Annotated in this window: 17 protein-coding genes and 1 tRNA gene; 13 read left to right on the top strand and 5 right to left on the bottom strand. The window is 50.2% G+C overall.

The genetic code is table 11. From position 1 onward, the window contains the following. Positions 1-57: 57 nt before the first annotated feature. Complete coding sequence (locus AACQ84_RS06405; RefSeq protein WP_012306876.1) at positions 58-879, top strand: carbohydrate ABC transporter permease; 822 nt, start codon at positions 58-60, stop codon at positions 877-879. Here the strand turns inward: AACQ84_RS06405 and AACQ84_RS06410 are convergent. After that, positions 869-1822, bottom strand: a complete 954-nt coding sequence (locus tag AACQ84_RS06410; RefSeq protein WP_012306877.1) for a DNA polymerase III subunit delta' — start codon at positions 1820-1822, stop codon at positions 869-871. The two genes, AACQ84_RS06405 and AACQ84_RS06410, sit on opposite strands and share 11 nt — an antisense overlap. 67 nt (positions 1823-1889) lie before the next feature. Here AACQ84_RS06410 and AACQ84_RS06415 point away from each other — a divergent pair, with 67 nt between their 5' ends. The 4 genes from AACQ84_RS06415 to AACQ84_RS06430 all read left to right on the top strand — a co-directional run bounded on the left by AACQ84_RS06415 (position 1890) and on the right by AACQ84_RS06430 (position 6257). Then, positions 1890-2237 carry a hypothetical protein gene (locus AACQ84_RS06415; RefSeq protein WP_012306878.1) on the top strand — a complete coding sequence of 116 codons (348 nt, stop codon included), beginning with the start codon at positions 1890-1892 and terminating at the stop codon, positions 2235-2237. 122 nt (positions 2238-2359) lie between these two features. Beyond that, on the top strand, positions 2360-2695 hold the full coding sequence (gene psb28 / locus AACQ84_RS06420) for a photosystem II reaction center protein Psb28 (protein WP_012306879.1): 336 nt from the start codon (positions 2360-2362) through the stop codon (positions 2693-2695). 345 nt (positions 2696-3040) lie between these two features. Then, on the top strand, positions 3041-5857 hold the full coding sequence (gene secA / locus AACQ84_RS06425) for a preprotein translocase subunit SecA (protein WP_012306880.1): 2817 nt from the start codon (positions 3041-3043) through the stop codon (positions 5855-5857). An 88-nt stretch (positions 5858-5945) separates the two neighbouring features. Further along, positions 5946-6257: a hypothetical protein gene (locus AACQ84_RS06430; RefSeq protein ID WP_012306881.1), complete on the top strand. Its 312-nt coding sequence runs from the start codon at positions 5946-5948 to the stop codon at positions 6255-6257. Positions 6258-6277: 20 nt separating this feature from the next. Here the strand turns inward: AACQ84_RS06430 and AACQ84_RS06435 are convergent, their stop codons facing one another. Next, a complete protein-coding gene (locus tag AACQ84_RS06435; protein WP_041443450.1) occupies positions 6278-9970 on the bottom strand; it encodes a response regulator in 3693 nt (1230 codons plus the stop codon). Between the two features lie 551 nt (positions 9971-10521). On the opposite strand from AACQ84_RS06435, the gene AACQ84_RS06440 reads away from it, so the two are divergent. Continuing rightward, on the top strand, positions 10522-11709 hold the full coding sequence (locus AACQ84_RS06440; protein ID WP_234991413.1) for a serine hydrolase: 1188 nt from the start codon (positions 10522-10524) through the stop codon (positions 11707-11709). Here the strand turns inward: AACQ84_RS06440 and dnaN are convergent. Then, complete coding sequence (dnaN, locus tag AACQ84_RS06445) at positions 11706-12890, bottom strand: DNA polymerase III subunit beta (RefSeq protein ID WP_012306884.1); 1185 nt, start codon at positions 12888-12890, stop codon at positions 11706-11708. The two genes, AACQ84_RS06440 and dnaN, sit on opposite strands and share 4 nt — an antisense overlap. Before the next feature lie 345 nt (positions 12891-13235). On the opposite strand from dnaN, the gene AACQ84_RS06450 reads away from it, so the two are divergent. The 3 genes from AACQ84_RS06450 to AACQ84_RS06460 all read left to right on the top strand — a co-directional run bounded on the left by AACQ84_RS06450 (position 13236) and on the right by AACQ84_RS06460 (position 14420). Beyond that, on the top strand, positions 13236-13457 hold the full coding sequence (locus AACQ84_RS06450) for a Calvin cycle protein CP12 (protein ID WP_012306885.1): 222 nt from the start codon (positions 13236-13238) through the stop codon (positions 13455-13457). A gap of 198 nt (positions 13458-13655) precedes the next feature. Continuing rightward, positions 13656-14249, top strand: a complete 594-nt coding sequence (locus AACQ84_RS06455) for a DUF3177 family protein (protein WP_012306886.1) — start codon at positions 13656-13658, stop codon at positions 14247-14249. A gap of 98 nt (positions 14250-14347) precedes the next feature. After that, positions 14348-14420 (top strand) — tRNA-Phe (locus AACQ84_RS06460). A gap of 211 nt (positions 14421-14631) precedes the next feature. On the opposite strand, the gene AACQ84_RS06465 is transcribed toward AACQ84_RS06460, so the two are convergent. Then, on the bottom strand, positions 14632-16446 hold the full coding sequence (locus AACQ84_RS06465; protein ID WP_012306887.1) for an aspartate kinase: 1815 nt from the start codon (positions 16444-16446) through the stop codon (positions 14632-14634). A gap of 594 nt (positions 16447-17040) precedes the next feature. Between AACQ84_RS06465 and AACQ84_RS06470 the strand changes: the two genes are divergently transcribed. Together AACQ84_RS06470 and rpiA are read left to right on the top strand one after the other, a co-directional pair. Continuing rightward, positions 17041-17478 (top strand): RNA recognition motif domain-containing protein, encoded by a 438-nt coding sequence (locus tag AACQ84_RS06470; protein ID WP_012306888.1) that lies wholly within the window; start codon positions 17041-17043, stop codon positions 17476-17478. 116 nt (positions 17479-17594) lie between these two features. Continuing rightward, a complete protein-coding gene (gene rpiA / locus AACQ84_RS06475; protein WP_012306889.1) occupies positions 17595-18296 on the top strand; it encodes a ribose-5-phosphate isomerase RpiA in 702 nt (233 codons plus the stop codon). A 58-nt stretch (positions 18297-18354) separates the two neighbouring features. On the opposite strand, the gene ruvA is transcribed toward rpiA, so the two are convergent. Beyond that, a complete protein-coding gene (gene ruvA, locus AACQ84_RS06480; protein ID WP_012306890.1) occupies positions 18355-18984 on the bottom strand; it encodes a Holliday junction branch migration protein RuvA in 630 nt (209 codons plus the stop codon). A 145-nt stretch (positions 18985-19129) separates the two neighbouring features. Between ruvA and dnaB the strand changes: the two genes are divergently transcribed. Together dnaB and AACQ84_RS06490 are read left to right on the top strand one after the other, a co-directional pair. After that, a complete protein-coding gene (dnaB, locus tag AACQ84_RS06485; RefSeq protein WP_041443451.1) occupies positions 19130-20506 on the top strand; it encodes a replicative DNA helicase in 1377 nt (458 codons plus the stop codon). Positions 20507-20895: 389 nt separating this feature from the next. Next, positions 20896-21318, top strand: a complete 423-nt coding sequence (locus tag AACQ84_RS06490; protein ID WP_049761592.1) for a slr1601 family putative cell division protein — start codon at positions 20896-20898, stop codon at positions 21316-21318. Positions 21319-21392: the final 74 nt, after the last annotated feature.

Here is a 21392-nt window from a genome sequence, read left to right on the forward strand (position 1 = left end):
AGATCCCCAGCCGAATGTGACAAAATAAGGCTGCAATCTTCTCCATGTCGGCCCTCCATGAATCGCCTGAAAACCGCTGCCACTTATCTCCTTCTGGGGGCGATCGCCCTAGTGATGCTTTTTCCCCTGCTCTGGTTGTTGAGCACCGCCCTCAAATCCCCCACCGAAAACGTCTTTAGCTTTCCACCCCAACTCATTCCCCAAGCGCCGACCCTGAGTAATTTCGTCACCGTCTGGCAACAACATCCCTTTGGCCGCTATCTCTTCAATAGCACCCTTGTTGCGGTTCTTACCGTGGGCTTTAATCTTCTGTTTTGTGCCTTGGCAGCCTATCCTTTGGCGCGTCTGGACTTCCGAGGCCGGGATGCTATTTTTGCCACCATCGTCTCGACGATCATGATCCCCTTTCAGATCGTGATGATTCCCCTATATGTCCTGACAGTGCAGCTTGGTCTGCGTAATACCTACTTGGGGATTATTTTTCCCAGTCTGGCCTCTGCCTTTGGAATTTTCTTGCTGCGACAGGCGTTTCAAGGGGTGCCCAAGGAATTAGAAGAAGCGGGCCGCATTGATGGCTGTTCGGAACTGGGCATTTGGTGGCACATTATGGTGCCTGCCGTGCGTCCGGCTTTGATTACCTTGGCAATTTTTGTCTTTATCGGTGCCTGGAGCGATTTTCTCTGGCCACTAATCGTCATTGACCGTCCGGAATTTTATACTTTGCCCCTGGGAGTAGCGACCTTGGCGGGCCAATTTTCCCTCGATTGGCGCTTGATCGCGGCGGGTTCGATTATCTCTATCTTGCCAGTGATGATCCTGTTTGTTTTCCTCCAGCGCTACATCATCCCCAGTGACAGCAGCAGTGGTGTTAAGGGCTAGTTTGGCAAAATTCTAAGAAGAAAGTTTCCCACACGAGACGGGGCTGAACATAATTACGGAGGTATTTTCGGGTGGTTTCGAGGCGCTGGATCAGTTGATCATTGTGAAACCGTTGCCAGTACTGATATTGGAGGTAGTCAATAAGTTGCAATTGCACTTCTATGTCAAGGGCATTGTGAATTCCCTTCGCGAGGCTAAAAGCGCCAAGGGGGTTTTGGGGGAGTTGCTGGAGGCTTTGTAATAAATCCTGGGGGACATTACTCAGTAGCTCGTAAATTTGGATCGCGGCACCGGGACTCCCCTGGGCGATCGCCAAAATCGTTGCATCGGCCAAAATGTGTTGATAACCTTGGGCCGTTAAGATTTGCGCCACATCGTCCTGGGAAAGGCGATAAAAAGGGATCTTTTGGCAGCGGGAAACGAGGGTCGGCAACAAACTATCGCCACTGGGGGCCAGTAAAATTAACGTCGCGTTGCCGGGTTCCTCTAGGGTTTTTAAAAGAGCATTGGCCGGAGCCTCTGCCATGGTCTGGGCCGCCTCGATCACCACCACACAACGAGGAGCTTCCAGGGCCGGACGACTGAGAAATTCCCCTAATTGGCGGATCTGTTCAATGCGAATCTGGGGCGGTGCCTTCCGTTTTAAGCCAGCTTCCTGGGCCTGGGCTGGGGTGTAGAGTTTGCCTTGGTGCTGGTAGGTGGGTTCTACCCACAGCAAATCGGGGTGATTATTTTTTAGGAGCTTATAACGAATCAGACGTTGGGCTGCTTCTGGTACTTCCTGGGTCATAAGGGCCGTCGTAAACCCCCTGGCTGTCAAACTGCGACCAATGCCCTCTGGCCCCGCAAATAGGTAGGCAGGAGCCAGACGATCCTGGGCGATCGCCTGACGCAAGAGTGAGACGGCTTGGGGCTGACCAAGAACCTGATCGAGAGAAATCATTCGGTTAGGGGCCTCCCGTTCGGTAATATAAAAAAGAATGCTTCAGCATGGTTGAAAGATATTTTTTATGGCGCGTTATACTTGCTCCTACTTCGTTGGACTCTCCGAACCAGAGATGCTCGCTTCCCTCAGGGATATCATCCAGGAATGCGACCTCAACCTCACCTATGAGACGGGAGGTTACATCATGGCCAAAGAAAAACCCGGCAATGTTTCTTTCACCAAACTTGTGGAGCTTGAAGTCCTATTTGACCGCAACAAAGTTCAAGATGGCAAACTGCAAGTGGATTTTGTGGCGAAAAATCAAGAACTCCCCCTCCATACCGATAACCATTGTCGGTCGATCTTTGAACAGATTTTGAAAACCGTGAACGCCCAACAGCCCTGGGAATTAGAAACAAATAACCTCGATTAATCCCTGATTTTCCCCCAGGCTTTTGTTAAAAAAGTCCCGCTTTTCCCGACCCAGGCCATCAACAAACCGATGGGAGTATGAGAAGATAGGGGCACAAATATATGAAGAAAAATTAAATTATTATGGCCGTTATTCAGTTTTCCCAAGGCGTTAATGAACCCGAAGTTCCCGGTATCCGCTTAACCCGTTCCCCCGATGGTAGTACCGGCACCGCTGTATTTTCCTTTGAAGATCCCGCCGCCCTCGCCCAAGAAAGTACCGATGAAATTACGGGTATGTACCTCATCGACGAAGAAGGCGAAATTGTCACCCGCGAAGTCAAAGCAAAATTTTATGATGGGAAACCACGCATTATTGAAGCGCGCTTGGTGATGCGCTCGACCGCTGAATGGGATCGTTTTATGCGGTTTATGGAACGTTATGCGGCGGAAAACGGCCTCGAATTTACTAAAGCCTAGGCCCGGCCAAACGTCTCTCCGTCCTTGGTATTCGGTTGCCTGCTCCAGGAATATTGCCTGTCACGGTTGCGCAAATTATGATGCGTCAGATTATGGCTTGCTTTGGTATTCACGAGCCAAATGCCAGGGGCGATCGCCTTTTGATCGCCGATAGAATTCTATGGCCTGGCGTATTTTCCCCACTCTCTCACCGAAAACGGGAGTGATACCATAATTAAAAAAAGTTATTAAATTAATATTTGCGATCGCCCAACGCCAGACCCAAAATTGAGGAAATGGCGTTTAGTCAGTGCCAGCGCAATGAGTATATTTTTCCCCTAATCCTCCGTTTGTAATCAAAATCCTATGTTTAAGAAGCTATTTGGTGACCCCAACGCCCGCAAACTCAAAAGGTTTCAGCCCCTCGTCGCTGAAATCAACCTGCTCGCAGAGGATTTTGCCAACCTTACAGACGAAGCCCTAGCCCAAAAAACTGTAGAATTTCGCGCCAAGCTCGACAAAGCCAATAGCGACGAAGAAACCGAAGAAATTTTAGACGAAATCCTCCCCGAAGCCTTTGCCGTCGTTCGCGAAGCCGCTTGGCGAGTGCTCCAGATGCGCCACTACGATGTCCAGCTTTTGGGGGGGATCGTCCTCCATAAAGGGCAAATCGCCGAAATGAGAACCGGGGAAGGTAAAACCCTCGTTGCCACCCTGCCCGCCTATCTCAACGGTCTCACGGGGAAAGGGGTTCATGTGGTCACCGTGAACGATTACCTCGCCCGCCGGGACGCCGAATGGATGGGGCAGGTACACCGTTTCTTGGGCCTTACTGTGGGGCTAATCCAGTCCAGCATGGGGCCGGCCGAAAAGATTGAAAACTACCGCTGCGATATTACCTACACCACCAACTCTGAACTAGGGTTTGATTATTTGCGGGACAATATGGCCACCACGATCCAAGAAGTGGTGCAGCGTCCCTTTAACTACTGCATTATTGACGAAGTGGATTCGATCCTTGTTGATGAAGCCAGAACACCTCTGATTATTTCTGGGCAGATCGAACGCCCCACCGAAAAATATCTCCAAGCGGCGGAAATTGCGAAACAGTTGGTGCCCCAAGTCGAGGAAGACGGCCCCGGCGACTACGAAGTCGATGAAAAAGCCCGCAATGTTTTGATGACCGACGAAGGGTTTGCCAAAGCAGAACAATTGCTAGGAGTGACGGATTTATACGACGAGCAAAATCCTTGGGCCCACTATATTTTCAATGCCGTTAAAGCCAAGGAATTGTTTAAGAAAGATGTGAACTACATCGTACGCGGCGATGAGGTGGTGATCGTCGATGAATTTACAGGCCGGATTATGCCAGGACGACGCTGGAGTGATGGCCTCCACCAGGCGATCGAAGCCCAAGAAGGGGTCACGATCCAAAAAGAAACCCAAACCCTCGCCAATATTACCTACCAAAACTTTTTCTTGCTCTATCCCAAACTTTCTGGGATGACGGGGACAGCCAAAACCGAAGAAACAGAATTTGAAAAGGTCTACAACCTTGAGGTGACGATCATCCCCACCAATCGTCCCACCAAGCGACAAGATCTGGCGGATGTGGTTTACAAAAATGAGAAAGCAAAGTGGCGAGCTGTTGCTGAAGAATGTGCCCAGATGCACGAAACAGGCCGGCCGGTGCTAGTTGGGACCACCAGTGTAGAAAAGTCAGAGATTATTTCGGCCTATCTCCACGAGTTGGGTATTCCCCATAACCTGTTGAATGCGCGGCCCGAAAATGTCGAGAAGGAATCGGAAATTGTCGCCCAGGCGGGTCGTAAAGGGGCTGTAACGATCGCCACAAATATGGCGGGTCGCGGTACAGATATTATCCTCGGCGGGAACTCGGAATATATGGCTCGCCTGAAGATGCGTGAATATTTTATGCCCCAGATCGTTAAACCAGAGGATGAGGGCAATTTTGCGATCGCCGGCAGTGGTAAAAACAGTGGCGGCCAGGGTTTTGACACCAACAATAAACAGAAGAAAAAAACCTGGAAAACCACCCTCGACATTTATCCAACGGAACTGCCCACAGACTTAGAACAGCAGCTTAAGGAAGCGGTAAAGTTCGCCGTCGATCAATATGGCAACCAAAGTTTGACGGAACTAGAGGCCGAAGAAAAGTTGGCGATCGCCTCGGAAAATGCCCCCACCGCCGATCCTGTGGTGCAAAAATTGCGGACGGTATACCATGCCATCGAAAAAACCTACCATGACCTCACCAGCGTGGAGCATGACGAGGTGATTCAAAATGGCGGCCTCCATGTCATTGGGACAGAACGCCACGAATCCCGCCGGATCGATAACCAACTGCGGGGCCGGGCCGGTCGTCAAGGGGACCCCGGTTCGACACGATTTTTCTTGAGTCTCGAAGATAACCTCCTGCGCATTTTCGGGGGCGATCGCGTGGCTGGTTTGATGAATGCCTTCCGGGTCGAAGAAGACATGCCCATCGAATCAAAAATGCTTACCAACTCCCTCGAAGGTGCCCAGAAGAAAGTCGAAACCTTCTACTACGACGCCCGGAAACAGGTATTTGAGTACGACGAAGTAATGAACAATCAACGGCGGGCCATTTACGCTGAACGCCGTCGGGTCTTAGAAGGGCAAGATCTCAAAGAGCAGGTCATCCAATACGCCGAAAAGACCATGAGCGAAATTGTCGAGGCCTACGTTAACCCCGAACTGCCCCCCGAAGAGTGGAAACTCGATAAGCTCCTCGATAAAGCAAAAGAATTTATCTACCTCCTCGAAGATCTAGAACCCAAAGATATTGAGGATATGACCGTCCCCGAAATTAAAACCTTCCTCCATGAAGAAGTGCGCAAAGCCTACGACCTCAAGGAAGCCCAGGTGGAGAAAAGTCAACCCGGTTTGATGCGCCAAGCAGAACGGTTCTTTATCCTCCAGCAGATCGACACCCTCTGGCGGGAACACCTCCAGGCCATTGATGCCCTGCGGGAATCTGTCGGCTTACGGGGCTATGGTCAAAAAGATCCTTTGATCGAATACAAACAAGAGGGTTACGAAATGTTCCTGGAAATGATGATCGACATCCGCCGGAACGTGGTTTACTCCCTGTTCCAATTCCAGCCCCAACGGCAACCCCAACAACCCCAAGCGGTATAAATATCTCTTTAAATACCGAATGGCTCCCCCTCCTTGGGGGAGTTTTTGTTTTATGTTTTTCCTTGGATCAATTTAAGTATGGGCAGCGATGTTGGAGTTTTCACAATTTGAGGCGGGCTATATTATTTCCCAAAAAGACCTGGAACAGGCAGTGGGCTATCGGCAACGGGATCAGCCAGGGGCCTTTGACTATTTTTTAGCGGATGTCTATGGCCTTGTATTGCAAGCCCTGGAGGAATGTTTACCCCATTTAAAGGTTTATCCGGCGTTAAATTTCCATGGGTTGATTATCCTCGATCCAACCCAGATGACCCCAGAGGAAACGAAGCTCTACCATAGCCGCCGCGATCGCCTTTTGAGAAAGCAAGCTGAGCAAGATATTCGCCGCTCAGAACTCTGAGATCAAGGGTTGTTCGGCCATCAGTCGGGGGATTCGAGGTAGGTCTGGATAAACTGGTGGGCTGCCTGGAAATGGGTTTCGATCTGCTGGGAAAGCGTCTGGATCGTGGCGTAGTTTTCGGTGGCGAGGGCGAATTCGATGGCAATGCACCAGTCTGGAATTTTACGCACACTCACGCTACTGGCGGCTCCCTTGAGGCGATGGGCTTCGTAGGAAATTTTTGCGGCATCCCGATTGGCGATCGCCCCTTGGAGTGCTTCGATGTAGCTGGCGGCAAAGTCTAAAAATTGCCTGAATACTTCCCGGTGGAAATTGGGATTATCGCCATAAAAATGCACCAACTGTGTTAAATCTACAGGCGCGTCAGGATCTGCGACCATTTCTGGGTTTTCCTGGATCGTTGGCGCGGCGATCGCCCCTGCGGATCGACTTTTTTCTGCCTTTTGTAAACACTTATCAATGACCTGACGGAGGGTCTTAATACTGGTGGGTTTGGCAATGTAGCCATCCATCCCCGCCGCTAGACATTTTTCGCGATCGCCTTTCATCGCATTGGCCGTCATCGCGATAATCAATTGGTGGGTATCCTCCTGTTCTTGTTGACGGATCATTTCCGTGGTCGTATAGCCATCTAGTTCCGGCATCAGACAATCCATCAAAATCAGGTCATAGGTCCGCTGTTGGAGCTGAGTGAGGGCTTCGCGGCCATTACTCACACAATCGATGCTGCGAAAACCAATAATTTCAAGCTGATTGAGAATAACCGTTTGGTTAATGGGCGTATCTTCGACCACGAGGATTTGAATATCTGGCGATCGCTCCCCCTGATTGCTCAAAATTTCTGCTAAAGTCCAATCCAAATCTGGGTCATCTGCCATTGTCTGATCCAGCCTTTTTTCCGCTTGGAGGCAACGTAGTAGCGCTTCCTGTTGGAGGGGGCGGAGGAGATAACGGAGTCCTTGGGGCTGCAGCCAATTTTTTAAGCGAGGATAATCCACCGCCGATAGCAGCAGCACTAAATTTTCCCGGGGGAGGAGCGTTTTTACTTTATCTAGAACCGTTTCGATGCCTGCCTGATTACCAACAATGGGTAAAGCCAAGAGCATCAGATCAAAACTATCCTGCTGTTCGAGGGCGAGGATCCCCCCCATAAAATCCCCATAGGCCGTGACGCTGACCCCGTAGTGACTGAGCTGCCGACGCGTCGCTTCTAAAGACAAGGGCTGGGAGTCAATGAGGAGAACCCGGCAAGGGGCCAGTTGGGGCAGGGGGGGCGGCGTTTCTAACCGTTGGAAACGGGCCGTAAACCAAAAGGTTGAACCTTGGCCAGGACTACTTTCTAAACCAATGTCTCCGGCCATGAGACTGACCAAATGTTTGGCGATCGCCAAACCGAGACCTGTTCCCCCATATTCCCTTGTCGTAGACGGATCAACCTGGGAAAAAGACCGGAATAATTTTGCTTGATCTGCTTTGTCAATGCCAATCCCAGTATCAATGACCTCAAACTTCACCAAAACAGAAGCCTCATCTTCGGCCATGGGTAGAGCGCGGATCACCACAGAACCCCGATGGGTAAATTTAATCGCATTACCAACTAAATTCGTCAATATCTGCCGCAACCGCATCGAATCTCCCGTAACTGTTCCTCCCAGTTGCGGATCAATAGTGGTGATCAATTCCACCTGTTTCGTTTGGGCCTGAATAGCCAGTAGCTCTGCCACCGACTCCACACAGTCAATAATCTGTAGAGGCACGGATTCGAGGCGCATTTCCCCGGCTTCTAACTTAGAAAAGTCCAGGATATCGTTGATCACATAAAGTAAATGGTTCGCGCTTTGGCTGAGGGTTTTTATAAAATCCTGTTGCTGGGGATTCAGTTGAGTCGTTTGTAAAAGCTCCGCAATGCCGAGAATGCCGTTCATGGGAGTGCGAATTTCGTGGCTCATATTCGCCAAAAAGCTCGATTTAAGGCGGGATGCAGCGAGGGCAGCCTCACGACCTTCGACAAGATCATTGATATTTTGGGTGACAATCACTACCCCACCCACTTGATTTTCCCGGTGATACCAGGGTTGGACTGTCCATTTGAGGTACTGTTTTTTGCCATCATGCTGGACGTAGCAATCTTCTTCGCAGGTAATCACCTGACCGCCTAGGGCTGTTTGGAGGTGCTGTTGGTAGTCTTCCTGGAGATTCACAAAAACTTCACGGTGCGATCGCCCCACGAGGGTTTTTTCCCCAAGCTGATAGTCAACAAGCCACTGATGACTATGGGCCACGTAACATAGCTTTTTGTCTAACATCGCCATTGCCACGGGCATATTTTGGATCAGTTGCCGCAGTTGCCGCCGCTCTTGATCAAGGGCTTGGCTAGCCAGTTTGCGGTCAGTGACTTCGATCATTACCCCCTCTAGGCGAATCAAATGACCGGTTGCATCAAAAATTCCCCGTCCCTGTTCAAAGACCCAACAAATGTTTTGGTCAACGCGCACAAGACGGTATTCATCGGTATAGGTGGGATTATCGGGGGTAAGCGTGCCCAAAGAGGCAAGAACCCGTGGGTAATCTTCGGGGTGGATAATGTCTCCGAAGGCACGAACTTGATTATGTAAAAAATCCGTCGCCGGGTAGCCAGTAATTGGTTCAATACCATTGGAAAGAAACTCCATTGTCCATTGTGCGTCGGGGAGACAACGGTACACGGCCCCAGGGATATTGAGCACTAAACTGCGGTAACGGGCTTCACTGCTCCGGAGCGTTTCGTTTACTGTTTTGAGCGCTTGGGTGCGGGCGGCGACCTTTTCTTCGAGTTGGTTATTGATGGTTTCGAGTTGATTATTGGCCCAGGCAAGTTCGTCTAGGGCGCGTTTGCGCTCAATTTCTGCGGCGGCCCGGGCGGCAAAAATACGGGTTAATTTTGTGGCTAGCTCTTGGTCAATGGTGGGTTGATAGTGCTGCACATGGAGGGTGCCGATAGTGCGAGAATTGCGGTCTTGGATCGGGAACTGGAGTGTTTGACTGGTGTCGGATTCCGTAGCAGGGGAGGCGATCGCCACTGCTGGGATCGAGGGAAATTTAGGATTTTTCCAGGTGGCAAGGGTTTGTGGCGAATGAGTGTCGTTGTCGAGGATTTCACGAATGGCGACATAACAAACATCAAGGGCGATCGCCAAATTTTCCGCTAGGGCCGAGAAAAAATCACGTCCTGTGACCGCAGCCGTGCCCGCCACAATACGACTCAAAATGCTTTCTGCTTTCTGGCGTTCCTGCACTTCGAGTTGTAATTTTTGGTTGATAATTGCCAACTCTTCCGGGCTTTTGAGCGCTAAAAATTTTGGTAAAAGAGTGTACAGTTCTATGGCGGTATAGCAGGAAATCAAAGCCGTAAAACTGCCTTCGATCCCATCAATCCAATAAATGGGAAACCAGAGGGTCAACATATCTAAAAAGTGACCAATTCCACAGGCAGTAATGAAAGTACTAAATAGGATAAACACCCGTGAAAAAGGCATATCCTGCCGCTTTTTGACAAAATAAACCAGCATAATCGGGATCGAAAAGTAGGCGATCGCCGTAAGCAAATTCGCCATCAGATGTAGACCGACTAGAGGGGTTTGCCATAGATAGCAGCTTCCGTGGGGCATATACATCCGCCCCGTCAAAAAGCCCCACAGACCTTCCCAGGTCAAAGCACCAGAAAAACTCACCATACACAACACCCCGAATTATTTTTGTAGCATTGTTGTCAGTTATTTTGGAGGGGAGAATTACCTTAATTATTTCCCCTAAATTGGCTTGAGTCTTTAAGCAAATTTTAACAGTTCTTTTACTGACCTAAAGTGAAATTCAGCATAAAGCGATCATTTTTTAACCTTGATTTTTAAGCATGAAAGCTATTTTTTCTCGCAAAAAGGCGATCGCCAAATTACTAAATCAATTTAGATTCTCCCCAAAGCTCAAAAATTTATCCTGACTGAAAGATAGGATACAAATTTAATTTAAATTGCCTTGTCCAAGACGCAACACCACGATCTGTTCCTGCTTTTGGCTCAATGGCATTGCAGAGGCTGGCCATGATTCTCTGGATTTTCCCTTGGGCTGCAGCGAGCTGACAAAATTTTGAGAAAGGGGGAGCGATCGCCAAAGTCTTCAGGCATAATGAAAAAAATCTATTTCAGTTACCCCAAAGTCAAGGTAGGAGTCGTCAGTGGTTGGTAAGTCCCGTCGTTCTAAACGCAGAAAATCCCCAGCGCCACGATCATTGAATGCTGCGACCAATACTAAGGTGATCGCCTTTGAAGCCCGTCATCGGCAAGGAAATTCCCCCCAGGCGATCGCGCTCCAGGCCCCATCCAACTCCCCAAGGACAAATCGCCGTTCCCGCCGCCCAGTCCGCCAAGCACGCCTCAAACTACCCCGGCCCCTCCTGTATCCTCTCCGTTTACTCATCGTGGGTGTGGGCGTTAGTGCTTGTATTGGCACCATTCTCAGCGCCGCAAACCTACGCTCCGTCCCCACGGTTACTCCCCCCGACAACGTAACGAGCCAACAGCTCCTCTCTGAACAGGTTACTCCTCCCCCGGCCCCGGAACCGCTTCCCCTGAAAACGCCCCTCACCCAACTGGCAGAAACCACCCAAGCGGCGATCGCCGCTGACTCTACCCTGGATGCGTCTTTGCTCTTTGTGGATTTAGACACCGGAGAATATTTAGATGTGGCTGGCGATCGTCCCCTCTCCGCCGCCAGTACGATCAAAATTCCCATTCTTGTGGCCTTCTTTGAAGCCGTTGACAGTGGCAAAGTCAACCTCGATGATTCACTCACCCTCACTCAAGAGGTCATCGGGGGTGGATCTGGCGGCATGCAATACAAAACCCCAGGCAGCACCTACACCGCCCTCTACACCGCCACGGAAATGAGCGTTAACAGTGACAACACCGCCACCAACATGATCACCGAATTGTTGGGGGGGAATGCCGTCCTCAACGCCAAATTTCAGCAGTGGGGCATGACCCAAACCCAATTAAACAATCCCCTGCCGGATCTCGAAGGCACAAACCTCACCAGCGCTAAGGATCTTGCCCATCTCCTGGCCCGCGTTAACCAAGGCGAAATCTTGTCTGTCCGCTCCCGCGATCGCCTGTTTCGGATCATGGGAGACACGAGTAATGATCGCCTTTTACCCCAGAGTTTGGGCCAGGGAGCCGACATCGTCCATAAAACCGGAGACATCGGCAGTATCATCGGCGATGCGGGAATTGTTGATCTGCCCAATGGCAAGCGTTACGTTGCTGCAATTTTTGTCGAGCGTCCCTACAACGACCCCAAGGGTAAAGAACTACTCCACAAAATTAGTCGTCAATTCTATGACCACATGGCTAAAAAAGAGATTATCCAAGCGCCTAGCCAACCAGCCGCCCCAGAGACAGCCCCAGCCCCAACGCCTTAACTGCGGATCTGCACGGGCATAATCAAATAAGTCATTTGCACTGCACCCAGGGGCGTAAAAATGACTGGCTGGTTATTCTCATTCAACTGCATCTTGATCTCATTACTCGGTAAAGCCTTCAGACCATCGATGAGATACCTCACGTTAAAAGCGATCTCTAGGTCTGTCCCTGAAACCTGGGCGGGCAACGCTTCTTCACCACTGCCCACATCCTGGGCTTCCACAGCGAGGTGAAGTTTTTGTTCGGCGCTGTTGAGGCGGAATTTGACAATATTATTTTTTTGATCGGCCAGAACCGCCACCCGTTCAATGCTGCTAATCAAAGCCCGTCGCTCTAGGGTGACATCGCGGCTAAACTGGCGGGGGATTAACTGGTGGTAAGCGGGGTAGGCACCGTCTAGTTTACGGCTGGTGAGGTGCTGGTGATTGACTTCAAAAATGACTTGGCTATCGTCTAAATGCAAGGCAATCAAATCCGCTTCATTGGCGGTGGTCAACATTCGTTCTAGTTCTCGGAGCGCCCGGGCGGGGATGGTTAAAGCAAAATCTTCCAGGGTTGAGGTGGGAAGTTTACCGGTTTCGCTGGATTCTGGCTCTGGACTGACCTGATCACTGGTTTCAACGAGAGCAAGACGGTGGCCATCGGTCGCGGCAAACTCAAGGCAATCCTGGTGATGGGTGAGATGGACGCCCGTGAGAACTTGCTTGGTTTCATCGGGGCTTGCAGCGAATAGTACACCTCCTAGGCCTTCACTCAAGGCGATCGCCGGCAACATTAATTTTTTACCGTCCTGGATCGTTGGTAATTCTGGGAATTCCTCGGCCCCCATGCCTCGAATCTGAAACCGTCCCGTCGCAGCAGTTAGGGTCGCCTGGGCATCACCTTTCATCAAAGTATCCGACGGGCAACTCAAGGTCACTTCCCCCTCAGGCAGACGCGACACAATATCATTGAGCAACTTTGCTGGCAGGGTTAGGGTGCCCCCTTCGATAACTTGGGCCGGAAAACTCGTGCGAATGCCGAGGCTGAGATCAAAAGCGGTGAGTTGAATCTGATGGCGGTTCGCATCCGCAGTCAACAGCACATTTCCCAAAATAGGGTGGGTAGGCCGCGAGGGCACCGCCCGACCGACGAGGGACAGTTGGCTATTTAGATCACTTTGACTGCAAACAAACTTCATGGCTTTTTCCGGAGATCTCCAAGCAGAGCAGATAGATTCTACTACAACATCCCCTAGCCGGCGGGATTTTTTCTGGGGCGGCGATGGCGCAATACCCGATCTAAAATAAACCGACCCACCAGGTTTCCTACGGTACAATGGGGAGCAGTAGGGACTTTTTATTTTTCGAATTTAATCCTGCGCTAATCTCCATCGGTGAATGCCAATCACTGCCAAGAAAAGCAAAGAGTTTCGTTCCTACGCCAGTGGCTGTTGTCCTTTCTTTTTGCTGAGCTTAAGCAAACATTGCAACATTCGTCACTGGAGCCCTTAATTAAAAAAGATAGCAAGATAAAACGAGGATTCATGACAAATATTCATCAAAAAATTGAACAAGAACGTGATGCGGCTCGGGAAGCTTGTAGTACTGACTCCACTTCCGCTGAATGTGCAGCTGCTTGGGACGCCGTTGAAGAACTCCAGGCGGAAGCCGCCCACCAACGGGAAAAAGAGCCGGAAAAAAGTCCCCTAGAAAAGTTTTGTGATGATAACCCCGACGCGGATGAATGCCGTCTCTACGAAGACTAATTTTGTCGGCGATCGCCTTTATTTTTGTAAAAAAAATTAGTTGATGCGCTTTTGGTCATTGATCTTGGCTTCGGTAAGGTCAAAAAACGTGCTAGAGGCTAATCCCCAAAGCAGTGGTTTCTCTCCGTAGTGCCACTGCTTTGACTTGTGTATACTGTGAAAAATCAATCTTAATTTGTCTCAAACCCCACATAAACCATGGATGAAACGTTACTACAGCAATTGGCCTGGATGGACTACCGTTTGGCGGTCATTTTTACGGTGATGGTGCCGATTGCACTGTTGATCTGGAGTTTCGTCGCGAAGGTGGAATCGATGCAGCGGCTCCTGGGCATTTACTGGAAAGTGGCCAGCTTGTTAATGGTGACGGTGTATCTGTTGATTCCCAGTTGGTCAGTGGGCTATCTGACAGGGCTGTTGTCACGGATTTTGATTCCCATTGGATTGTGGTTTTGGATTGATCTCAATGAAGAAATTCGCGATCAGCCGGGTAGTCGTCTAAAACTCGCGTTTACGGCTTGGCGTTGGGCGGTGACAGTTTACTGCGCGCTCGGGGCGATCGCCAACTTACCATTTTTGGGCTGTGCCTTTTCCACGGCGATGCGCCAAGGGGCCTATTGCCAAGTGTGGCTAGAAGCACCCAGCCGTTACCAACAAATTTTGCACGCCAACTCGACACCCGGTTTTCTCGGCTTCTTAGGAATTGTCGGCCTGGTGATTTATGTCGTGTATTTGCTGACGTTTTTGGTGTTCCGTTTGGGACGTCAGGGCCGCATTGCCATCGAAGAATAATGGAAAAAACCCCGTAAAAAACTTTTTTTGAGAAAAATCTAGGCTTAGGGGTTGCCAATTTAAAATTGCTTTGCTAAATTAGAACTTGTGCGCAAAACGCCAGGATAGCTCAGTTGGTAGAGCAGAGGACTGAAAATCCTCGTGTCGGCGGTTCAATTCCGCCTCCCGGCACTGCATAAAGAGAGTTCACCTCGGTGGGCTCTTTTTTTGTTTGAAAAATATTTTTAGAATCAAGTTGTTTCCGCTACAAAGAAACCCAACCGGGCTAGGCTGGGTTTGAATGCAGATTGTATTTTTAGGGAATTTGTATGGGCGTACTTATGATCCTGGGGCTTTTGCTCCTAATTCTCCTCGGCGGGCTAATCTTGGGTTTGGGCAATGATTAGGCGGGGACTTCCACCTTTGCTTCACCACCGAGGGCAAAGGCTTCATGGACGAGTTTCAGAGCGGCTTGGCCTTGGGTTTCCGGGACAACGCAGCTAATTTTAATTTCAGAAGTGGTAATCATCTGAATATTGATTTTTGCCGTGGCAAGGGCTTGGAAGAAGCGAGCTGCAACCCCCGGTGCACCAATCATCCCAGAACCGACAATACTGACTTTGGCGATCGCCGGATCTACTTCGATTTCCCCAAAATTTAGCTGTTCTGCCATGCTAGAGAGGGCGAGGCGAGCCGCTTCAGCATCCCCTTGGGCAACGGTAAAGGCAATGTCACGGGTCTTTACCCCGTTGAGCACACGACACCGTTGGGACTGGATAATCATATCGACGCTGATGTTTTGGTGGGCCAACAGCGAAAAAATTTGGGCAGCCATACCAGGACTATCCGGCACGTGACGAATGGCCAGTTGCGCTTGTTTGAGGTCAAGGGCGACACCCCGGACGGGGGGGTGATCTTCGGGATTGAGAGCCGCTGGGGTCGCATTCATCGGGGAAGAGGCAATGTCAAAAACATCGCAGAGGGTGGCGATCGCCCGGTCACAATCCGTCTGCTGGATGACGCAGCTCACCTTCACTTCCGAAGTGGAAATCATCTCGATATTAATCCCTGCATCGGCCAGGCTTTGGAACATGGTGGCGGCAATCCCGGGACGGCCGATCATCCCAGCCCCAGAGATGGTGATTTTGGCAATGTCATTGGCGCTCATCACCGCAACGTCGCTTAAATCTTGGTCTGTGCCAGCGCAGAGGGTGGGGGCAATGGCTTCGGCGATCGCCTGGGCCTGGGTGGCGGCATTTTCGGTCACGGTAAAGGCAATGTCATTACTGTTGCCATCGTGGATCGACTGGATAATTAAATCCACATCGACATTGTGGGTGGCGATTTCTCCAAATAATTTGGCAGCGACGCCGGGGCGATCAGGGATGTGCAGCATCGCAATGCGGGCCTGGTTAGTATCAAACTCCACCGCATCGACGGCTTTGGCAATTTCGAGGTTAATCAAGGGGCGATCGCTCACCGGGGCAGAGGTCACCCAAGTCCCCGGATCCTCAGTCCAACTGGAACGTACCACCAAAGGCACCCCATAATTTTTCGCAATTTCGACAGCGCGGGGATGAAGCACCTTCGCCCCTAAACTGGCAAGCTCTAGCATTTCATCGGACGTGACTTCGGCCATCAGTTGCGCTTCGGGGACAATACGCGGGTCAGTGGTTAAAATCCCCGGCACATCGGTATAAATTTCACAACAGGAGGCCTTGAGAGCAGCGGCGATCGCCACCGCAGAAGTATCCGATCCGCCCCGACCCAGGGTAGTAATTTCTAGATCTTCGGTTTTGGAAATGCCCTGGAAACCCGCCACGACGATCACCTCTCCCTTTTGCAGGTGCCGTTGGAGGCGGTCGGTTTTAATTTCGAGGATGCGGGCGCGGCTATGTTCCGCTTCAGTAACAATTCCCACCTGGGCACCAGTGAGAGAAATTGCCGGTTGTCCCAGTTCCTGGAGGGCCATACTGAGCAGAGAAATCGAGACCTGTTCCCCCGTAGAGAGGAGCATATCCATTTCCCGTCGGTTGGGATTGGTGCTGATTTCGTGGGCCAATTTCACCAAACCATCGGTGGTTTTTCCCATGGCAGAGACCACCACGACAATTTGATTGCCCGCTTGGGCCCGTTGCTGTACCCGTTTGGCCACCGCTTGAATTCTTTCTACCGAGCCGACGGAGGTACCGCCATATTTTTGAACGATCATTGCCATGGAACCTGCCTCACTCTCCCGAACTTAAAACACAATTCGCTTTCCATAGATGTTTTGGAAAATCGGTGATCCACTCTAGCAAATCCTACCGACTTTTCTGATCGATCTTTCACATTCCGTTGTGTGGTGCCGTCATCTCTGTTACGTTCAGGGGCAATTTTTTCACCCAAGGTTTACGATGGATAATCGTTCACCAAAGCCACGGCATCGAGAAAATTTCAGGCGATCGCCATAGCATAAATTCCCTGGGGAAAACGAAAAAAAACGTTAAGTGACTTGTCTTTCCGCACTATTTACCCCATAATGGGTCACTCGATGGTGCTATACATTCTGTAACGTTCACGGTAAAGTAAAAATTCCAGAGCAACCGCACGATGTGAAGTATGCCACCACTGCTCCTGTGACAGACAAACCGATCAGTTTTCACCGAAGGCCCTAGGGCACAACAACACTGGATGATCAGTCTTTTTACAGTTAAATTTTTTTGTATTCAAGGTCAAAGGCGATCGCCACATTATCAGCACTTGATCCCTGAACGAGTTTGTCCCAAAACCAGTTTTTCATCTAACCCAACCAACATCTAGGAGGTTCCCTATGTCCGTACGTTTGTATGTCGGCAATCTGCCCAAAGACGTCGTCGAAAAACAAGCCCTGGTTGATTTCTTTGTTGAAGCAGGCGAAACCGCAACCACCAAAGTGATCAAAGACCGGAAAACAGGCAAATGTCGTGGTTTTGCCTTCGTTACCGTCCCCACCGACGAAGAAGCCGATGCTTTCATCGAAAAGTACAATGGCCAATCCTTCATGGACAGTCCCCTCAAAATTGAGAAGGCTCTCCCCCGTAGCAAAGGCGACGACAAGCCAGCCGAAGCCAGCAACACCAAAGGCGGCGGCAAGCGCAAGCGCAGTGGTGGCAGCAGCAAGAAGCAATCCAGCTACGGTGATGCAACTTCCGCTCAACCCGACCCCCGCTGGGCCAGCGAACTGGAGAAGCTCAAAGACATGCTCCAACAGCAAACCGCTAACGTTTAGGCCTTGGGTCATTGATTTTCCTGCTGCAGGTCGTGTGGCAGGATTTGTTTTGTTTACGCCAAAAAATTTTTCAGCATTAATTTTTTTATTCAACTTTTTTCTCGGAGGGATACACAATGGATGCCGTCACGGTCATGAAACAAGAAGTGGGCAAAGTCGCCGCCGCCCTAGTCCAGTCCAACTCAGTGGTTGGTTTAGGCACTGGGTCAACCACCGCCTATGCAATTCAATACATCGGTGAGCGTTTAGCCGCAGGTGAACTAGAGAATATTGTCGGGATTCCCACCTCCTTCCAGGCAGAAGTTCTCGCAAAACAGTACAAAATTCCCCTAAGCAGTTTGGATGCCGTTGATCATATTGATGTGGCCATTGATGGGGCCGATGAGGTCGATCCCCAGAAAAATTTAATTAAAGGGGGCGGTGCGGCCCACACCCGGGAAAAAGTTGTGGATGCCCTCGCCAACAAATTCGTCGTCGTGGTAGATAGCGGCAAGCTGGTTGATCGCTTGGGTTCAACCTTTTTATTACCCGTGGAAGTGATTCCCATGGCCATTACGCCAGTGATGCGTCAACTAGAAGCATTGGGTGGTAAGCCAGAACTCCGAATGGGAGTCAAAAAAGCTGGCCCCGTGGTGACCGATGAAGGAAATTTAGTCGTGGATCTTAAATTTGCTGGCATCGACGACCCGGCAACCCTAGAGCAAAAGATTAATAATATCCCTGGCGTCCTGGAAAACGGTCTGTTTGTCGGGGTGGCTGATGTGATTTTGGTCGGCGAAATTATTGACGGACAACCCCGCGTCCGGGAAATTCAGTAGCGTTTTTTTGTTGAACAGGTAAGCCTGGGCCTCCTCATTGCAGGGGGTTTTTGTCTTGTTATGTTTGGCTTAGGAGAGTGATGGCCCGCCGGATCCATTCGTCGGCATTGTCATTTTGCAACAGAATCGAGTCTTGACTGAGGGTGGCGATCGCCCCACGGATTTCGGTTTCTTGGTATCCCAAGGCCAACAAGGTTAATTCCAAATCTTCGTGGACAGCGGCATTGGGTTGAGCGGCTGTGTCGGGAAGCGAAAATTGATCTCGCCATTGGCTGAGTTTGCTGCGCAGTTCGAGGGCAAGCCGTTCGGCGGTTTTTTTGCCAATGCCCGGCGCTTTGGCTAGCTGACGATGATCGGCGGTGACAATGGCCTGTACCAATTCCGGCAAGGTTAGAGTATCAAGTAGGGCGATCGCCCCCTGGGCACCAATGCCACTGACACTGATCAGCTGCCGAAATAAATCCCGGGCGGCAGCGCTGGCAAAGCCGTAGAGGTAGGTGCCGTCCTCTCGTTGCTGACTGTGGACAAAAATGTGTTGGGGTTGGCCGATTGCGGCTGCCAACTCCTGGGCGAGGCGTCCTGGCACTTGGATCTCGTAGCCAATGTCCCTTACTTCGAGAATTAGAAAAAAACGCCCCTGCAAATTCCGGTGGATGGCGATCGCCTCTCCCTTAAGATAACTAAACATGAAAGCCCCTCTGCCTAATGCCTGCGATCTTCCCATTGCCTCTGACATTCCAGCAAGTCCCAGTGGCGATCGCTATTTTCATTTTCAATCAGTACGTTTAGACTATTAAGAAAGCGTTTCCTTACGCCCCACTTCCTCCCCAACCATGGCCGATTCAACTCCCGCTTTTCCCGGTAACGCCCTTCCGCCCCAAAATATCGAAGCCGAAGAATTTATTCTGGGGGGGATTTTAATGGACCCAGAGGCCATGGGCCGGGTGGTGGATGTTCTGGTGATTAATGCCTTTTATGTCCAGGCCCACCGGGATATTTATCAAGGTTTGTTGGTGCTCCATAACCAAGGCAAACCGACGGATTTATTGGCCCTGAGTACCTGGCTCCAAGACAACGAACGTCTCGGAAAAGTCGGCGGTATTCCCAAGCTTTCCCAATTGGTGGATCGCACCGTCTCCGCTGTGAATATTGACCACTATGCGGAACTGGTCATGGATAAATACGTGCGGCGACAACTCATTGCCGGGGGCCATGAAATTATTGATCTGGGCTATGACACCGTTAAAACTCTACCCGATGTCCTCGATGAATCCGAGCAAAAAATCTTTCGGCTCACCCAGACCCGTCCCCAGGATGGCCTAACCGCCATTGCCGAAACCATTGCCGAAGCCTTTAGCAACATCGAAGAACGCCAGACCAAACAGCAGGAAAAAGAGATGCTGTCGGGGCTTTCGAGTGGGTTTTATGATCTCGATGCGATGACCAATGGCTTCCAACGCTCTGATCTGGTGATTATTGCCGGACGTCCCGCCATGGGAAAAACCAGTTTTTCGCTCAATGTGGCCACTAATATCGCTAAAAAGGAACGGCTTCCCGTGGCCATTTTTAGTTTAGAAATGTCGAAGGAGCAATTGGTGCAGCGCCTCTTGGCTGGGGAGGCTCAGATTGAAAGTAATCGTCTCCGGGCCGGACGCCTCGATGAGGTTGATATGCGTCCCCTCCTCAAAGCGGTGGAATTTTTGTCGGATGTGCCTTTATTTATCGATGATACGGCGAATATCACGGTAGGTCAGATGCGATCGCAGGCGCGGAAACTCCAGGCAGAGCAGGGGGGAAAGTTAGGGCTAATCCTCATTGACTATCTACAACTCATGGAAGGCGGTGGTGACAATCGTGTCCAAGAACTCTCAAAAATTACGCGATCGCTCAAAGGGCTCGCCAGGGAATTAGATGTACCCATTTTTGCCCTATCCCAGTTAAGTCGGGGGGTTGAGGCCCGCAACAGCAAACGCCCGATGATGTCTGACCTGCGCGAATCAGGTTCCATCGAGCAGGATGCCGACCTGGTTTTAATGCTCTACCGCGACAGTTATTACAACCCAGATACCCCGGAGCGAGATATTGCCGAGGTGATTATTGCGAAACACCGTAATGGCCCCACCGGAACGGTTAAGCTGATTTTCCAGCCGGAGCTAACAAAGTTTTTAAATCTAGCCCAGAGTCCCAGCCCCTATGCAGAAACCTATTAGAATCTGACAAAATCTGCGTGGCTATGATTTATTTTATTTATCAATAGCGGCCATATTTGCCTGAATTTTGGGGATCAGAGCTTCTTTTTGAAGAGATTCTAATTTTTTAAAACGCAAGTGCTAAGATGCTGCTAGCATCAAGGCCAAAGCTTGATCAAAATTCTCCAAAAAATTGTGGTGAATTTCGGTCTTGAAATTTTTTACATCTTAATGATTTGGGCGATCGCCTCGATCCATTTTCAGCGCATCTACTGTCATTTAAATATCGGCAAAATTATCGATCATTTTTTCTAAAAAGGCTTGTTATAAGCATTATCAATCAAAGAAAAATGCTTCGATAACTTCAGGTTACGCGATTTCTTGTTTTTTTAGTGTTGGATCCTGTGTTCATGTACGGCTTCTCCCCTCCACAATCACCCCGGCAACAGACCCCCATTTCTCTCCAGAAACGTCGCCATAAGCAAGATCAAAAAAGCGCTGGCCCATTAACAGCAGCAAATAAGCAGCATCGGTTCGCCTGCTGGGAATTGGCGGCGCAGATTTCTGTAAATTGTCTCCTTGGTGGGGTGGCGATCGCCTCCATTGCCCAATTGTTACCGGCCCAACTATCCCAACAGCAGCAGTTATCTGTTCTCAAGGGCGAAGTCACCGAAGCAGAACAACGGGTCGCCAAACTACGCCAAGAATTTAACCGTCACTTCGATGCCTACGGGAGCCATCGACTAATGCAAGAGTACACCATAAAAGTCGATCCCAAACAACAGCGCATTATCTGGGTAGATCCGGCCCAGGCTCAAAATAGCGAAAATTAATTTTTCTAAGAGCTTGGCTATCAGCTAAGCATTTTCTCGAATTTTTTTAATGCTCTAAATCCGTAAACAAAAAA

It is taken from the genome of Picosynechococcus sp. PCC 7002 (genome assembly GCF_963860125.1).
Classification (GTDB): Bacteria; Cyanobacteriota; Cyanobacteriia; order Cyanobacteriales; family MRBY01; genus MRBY01.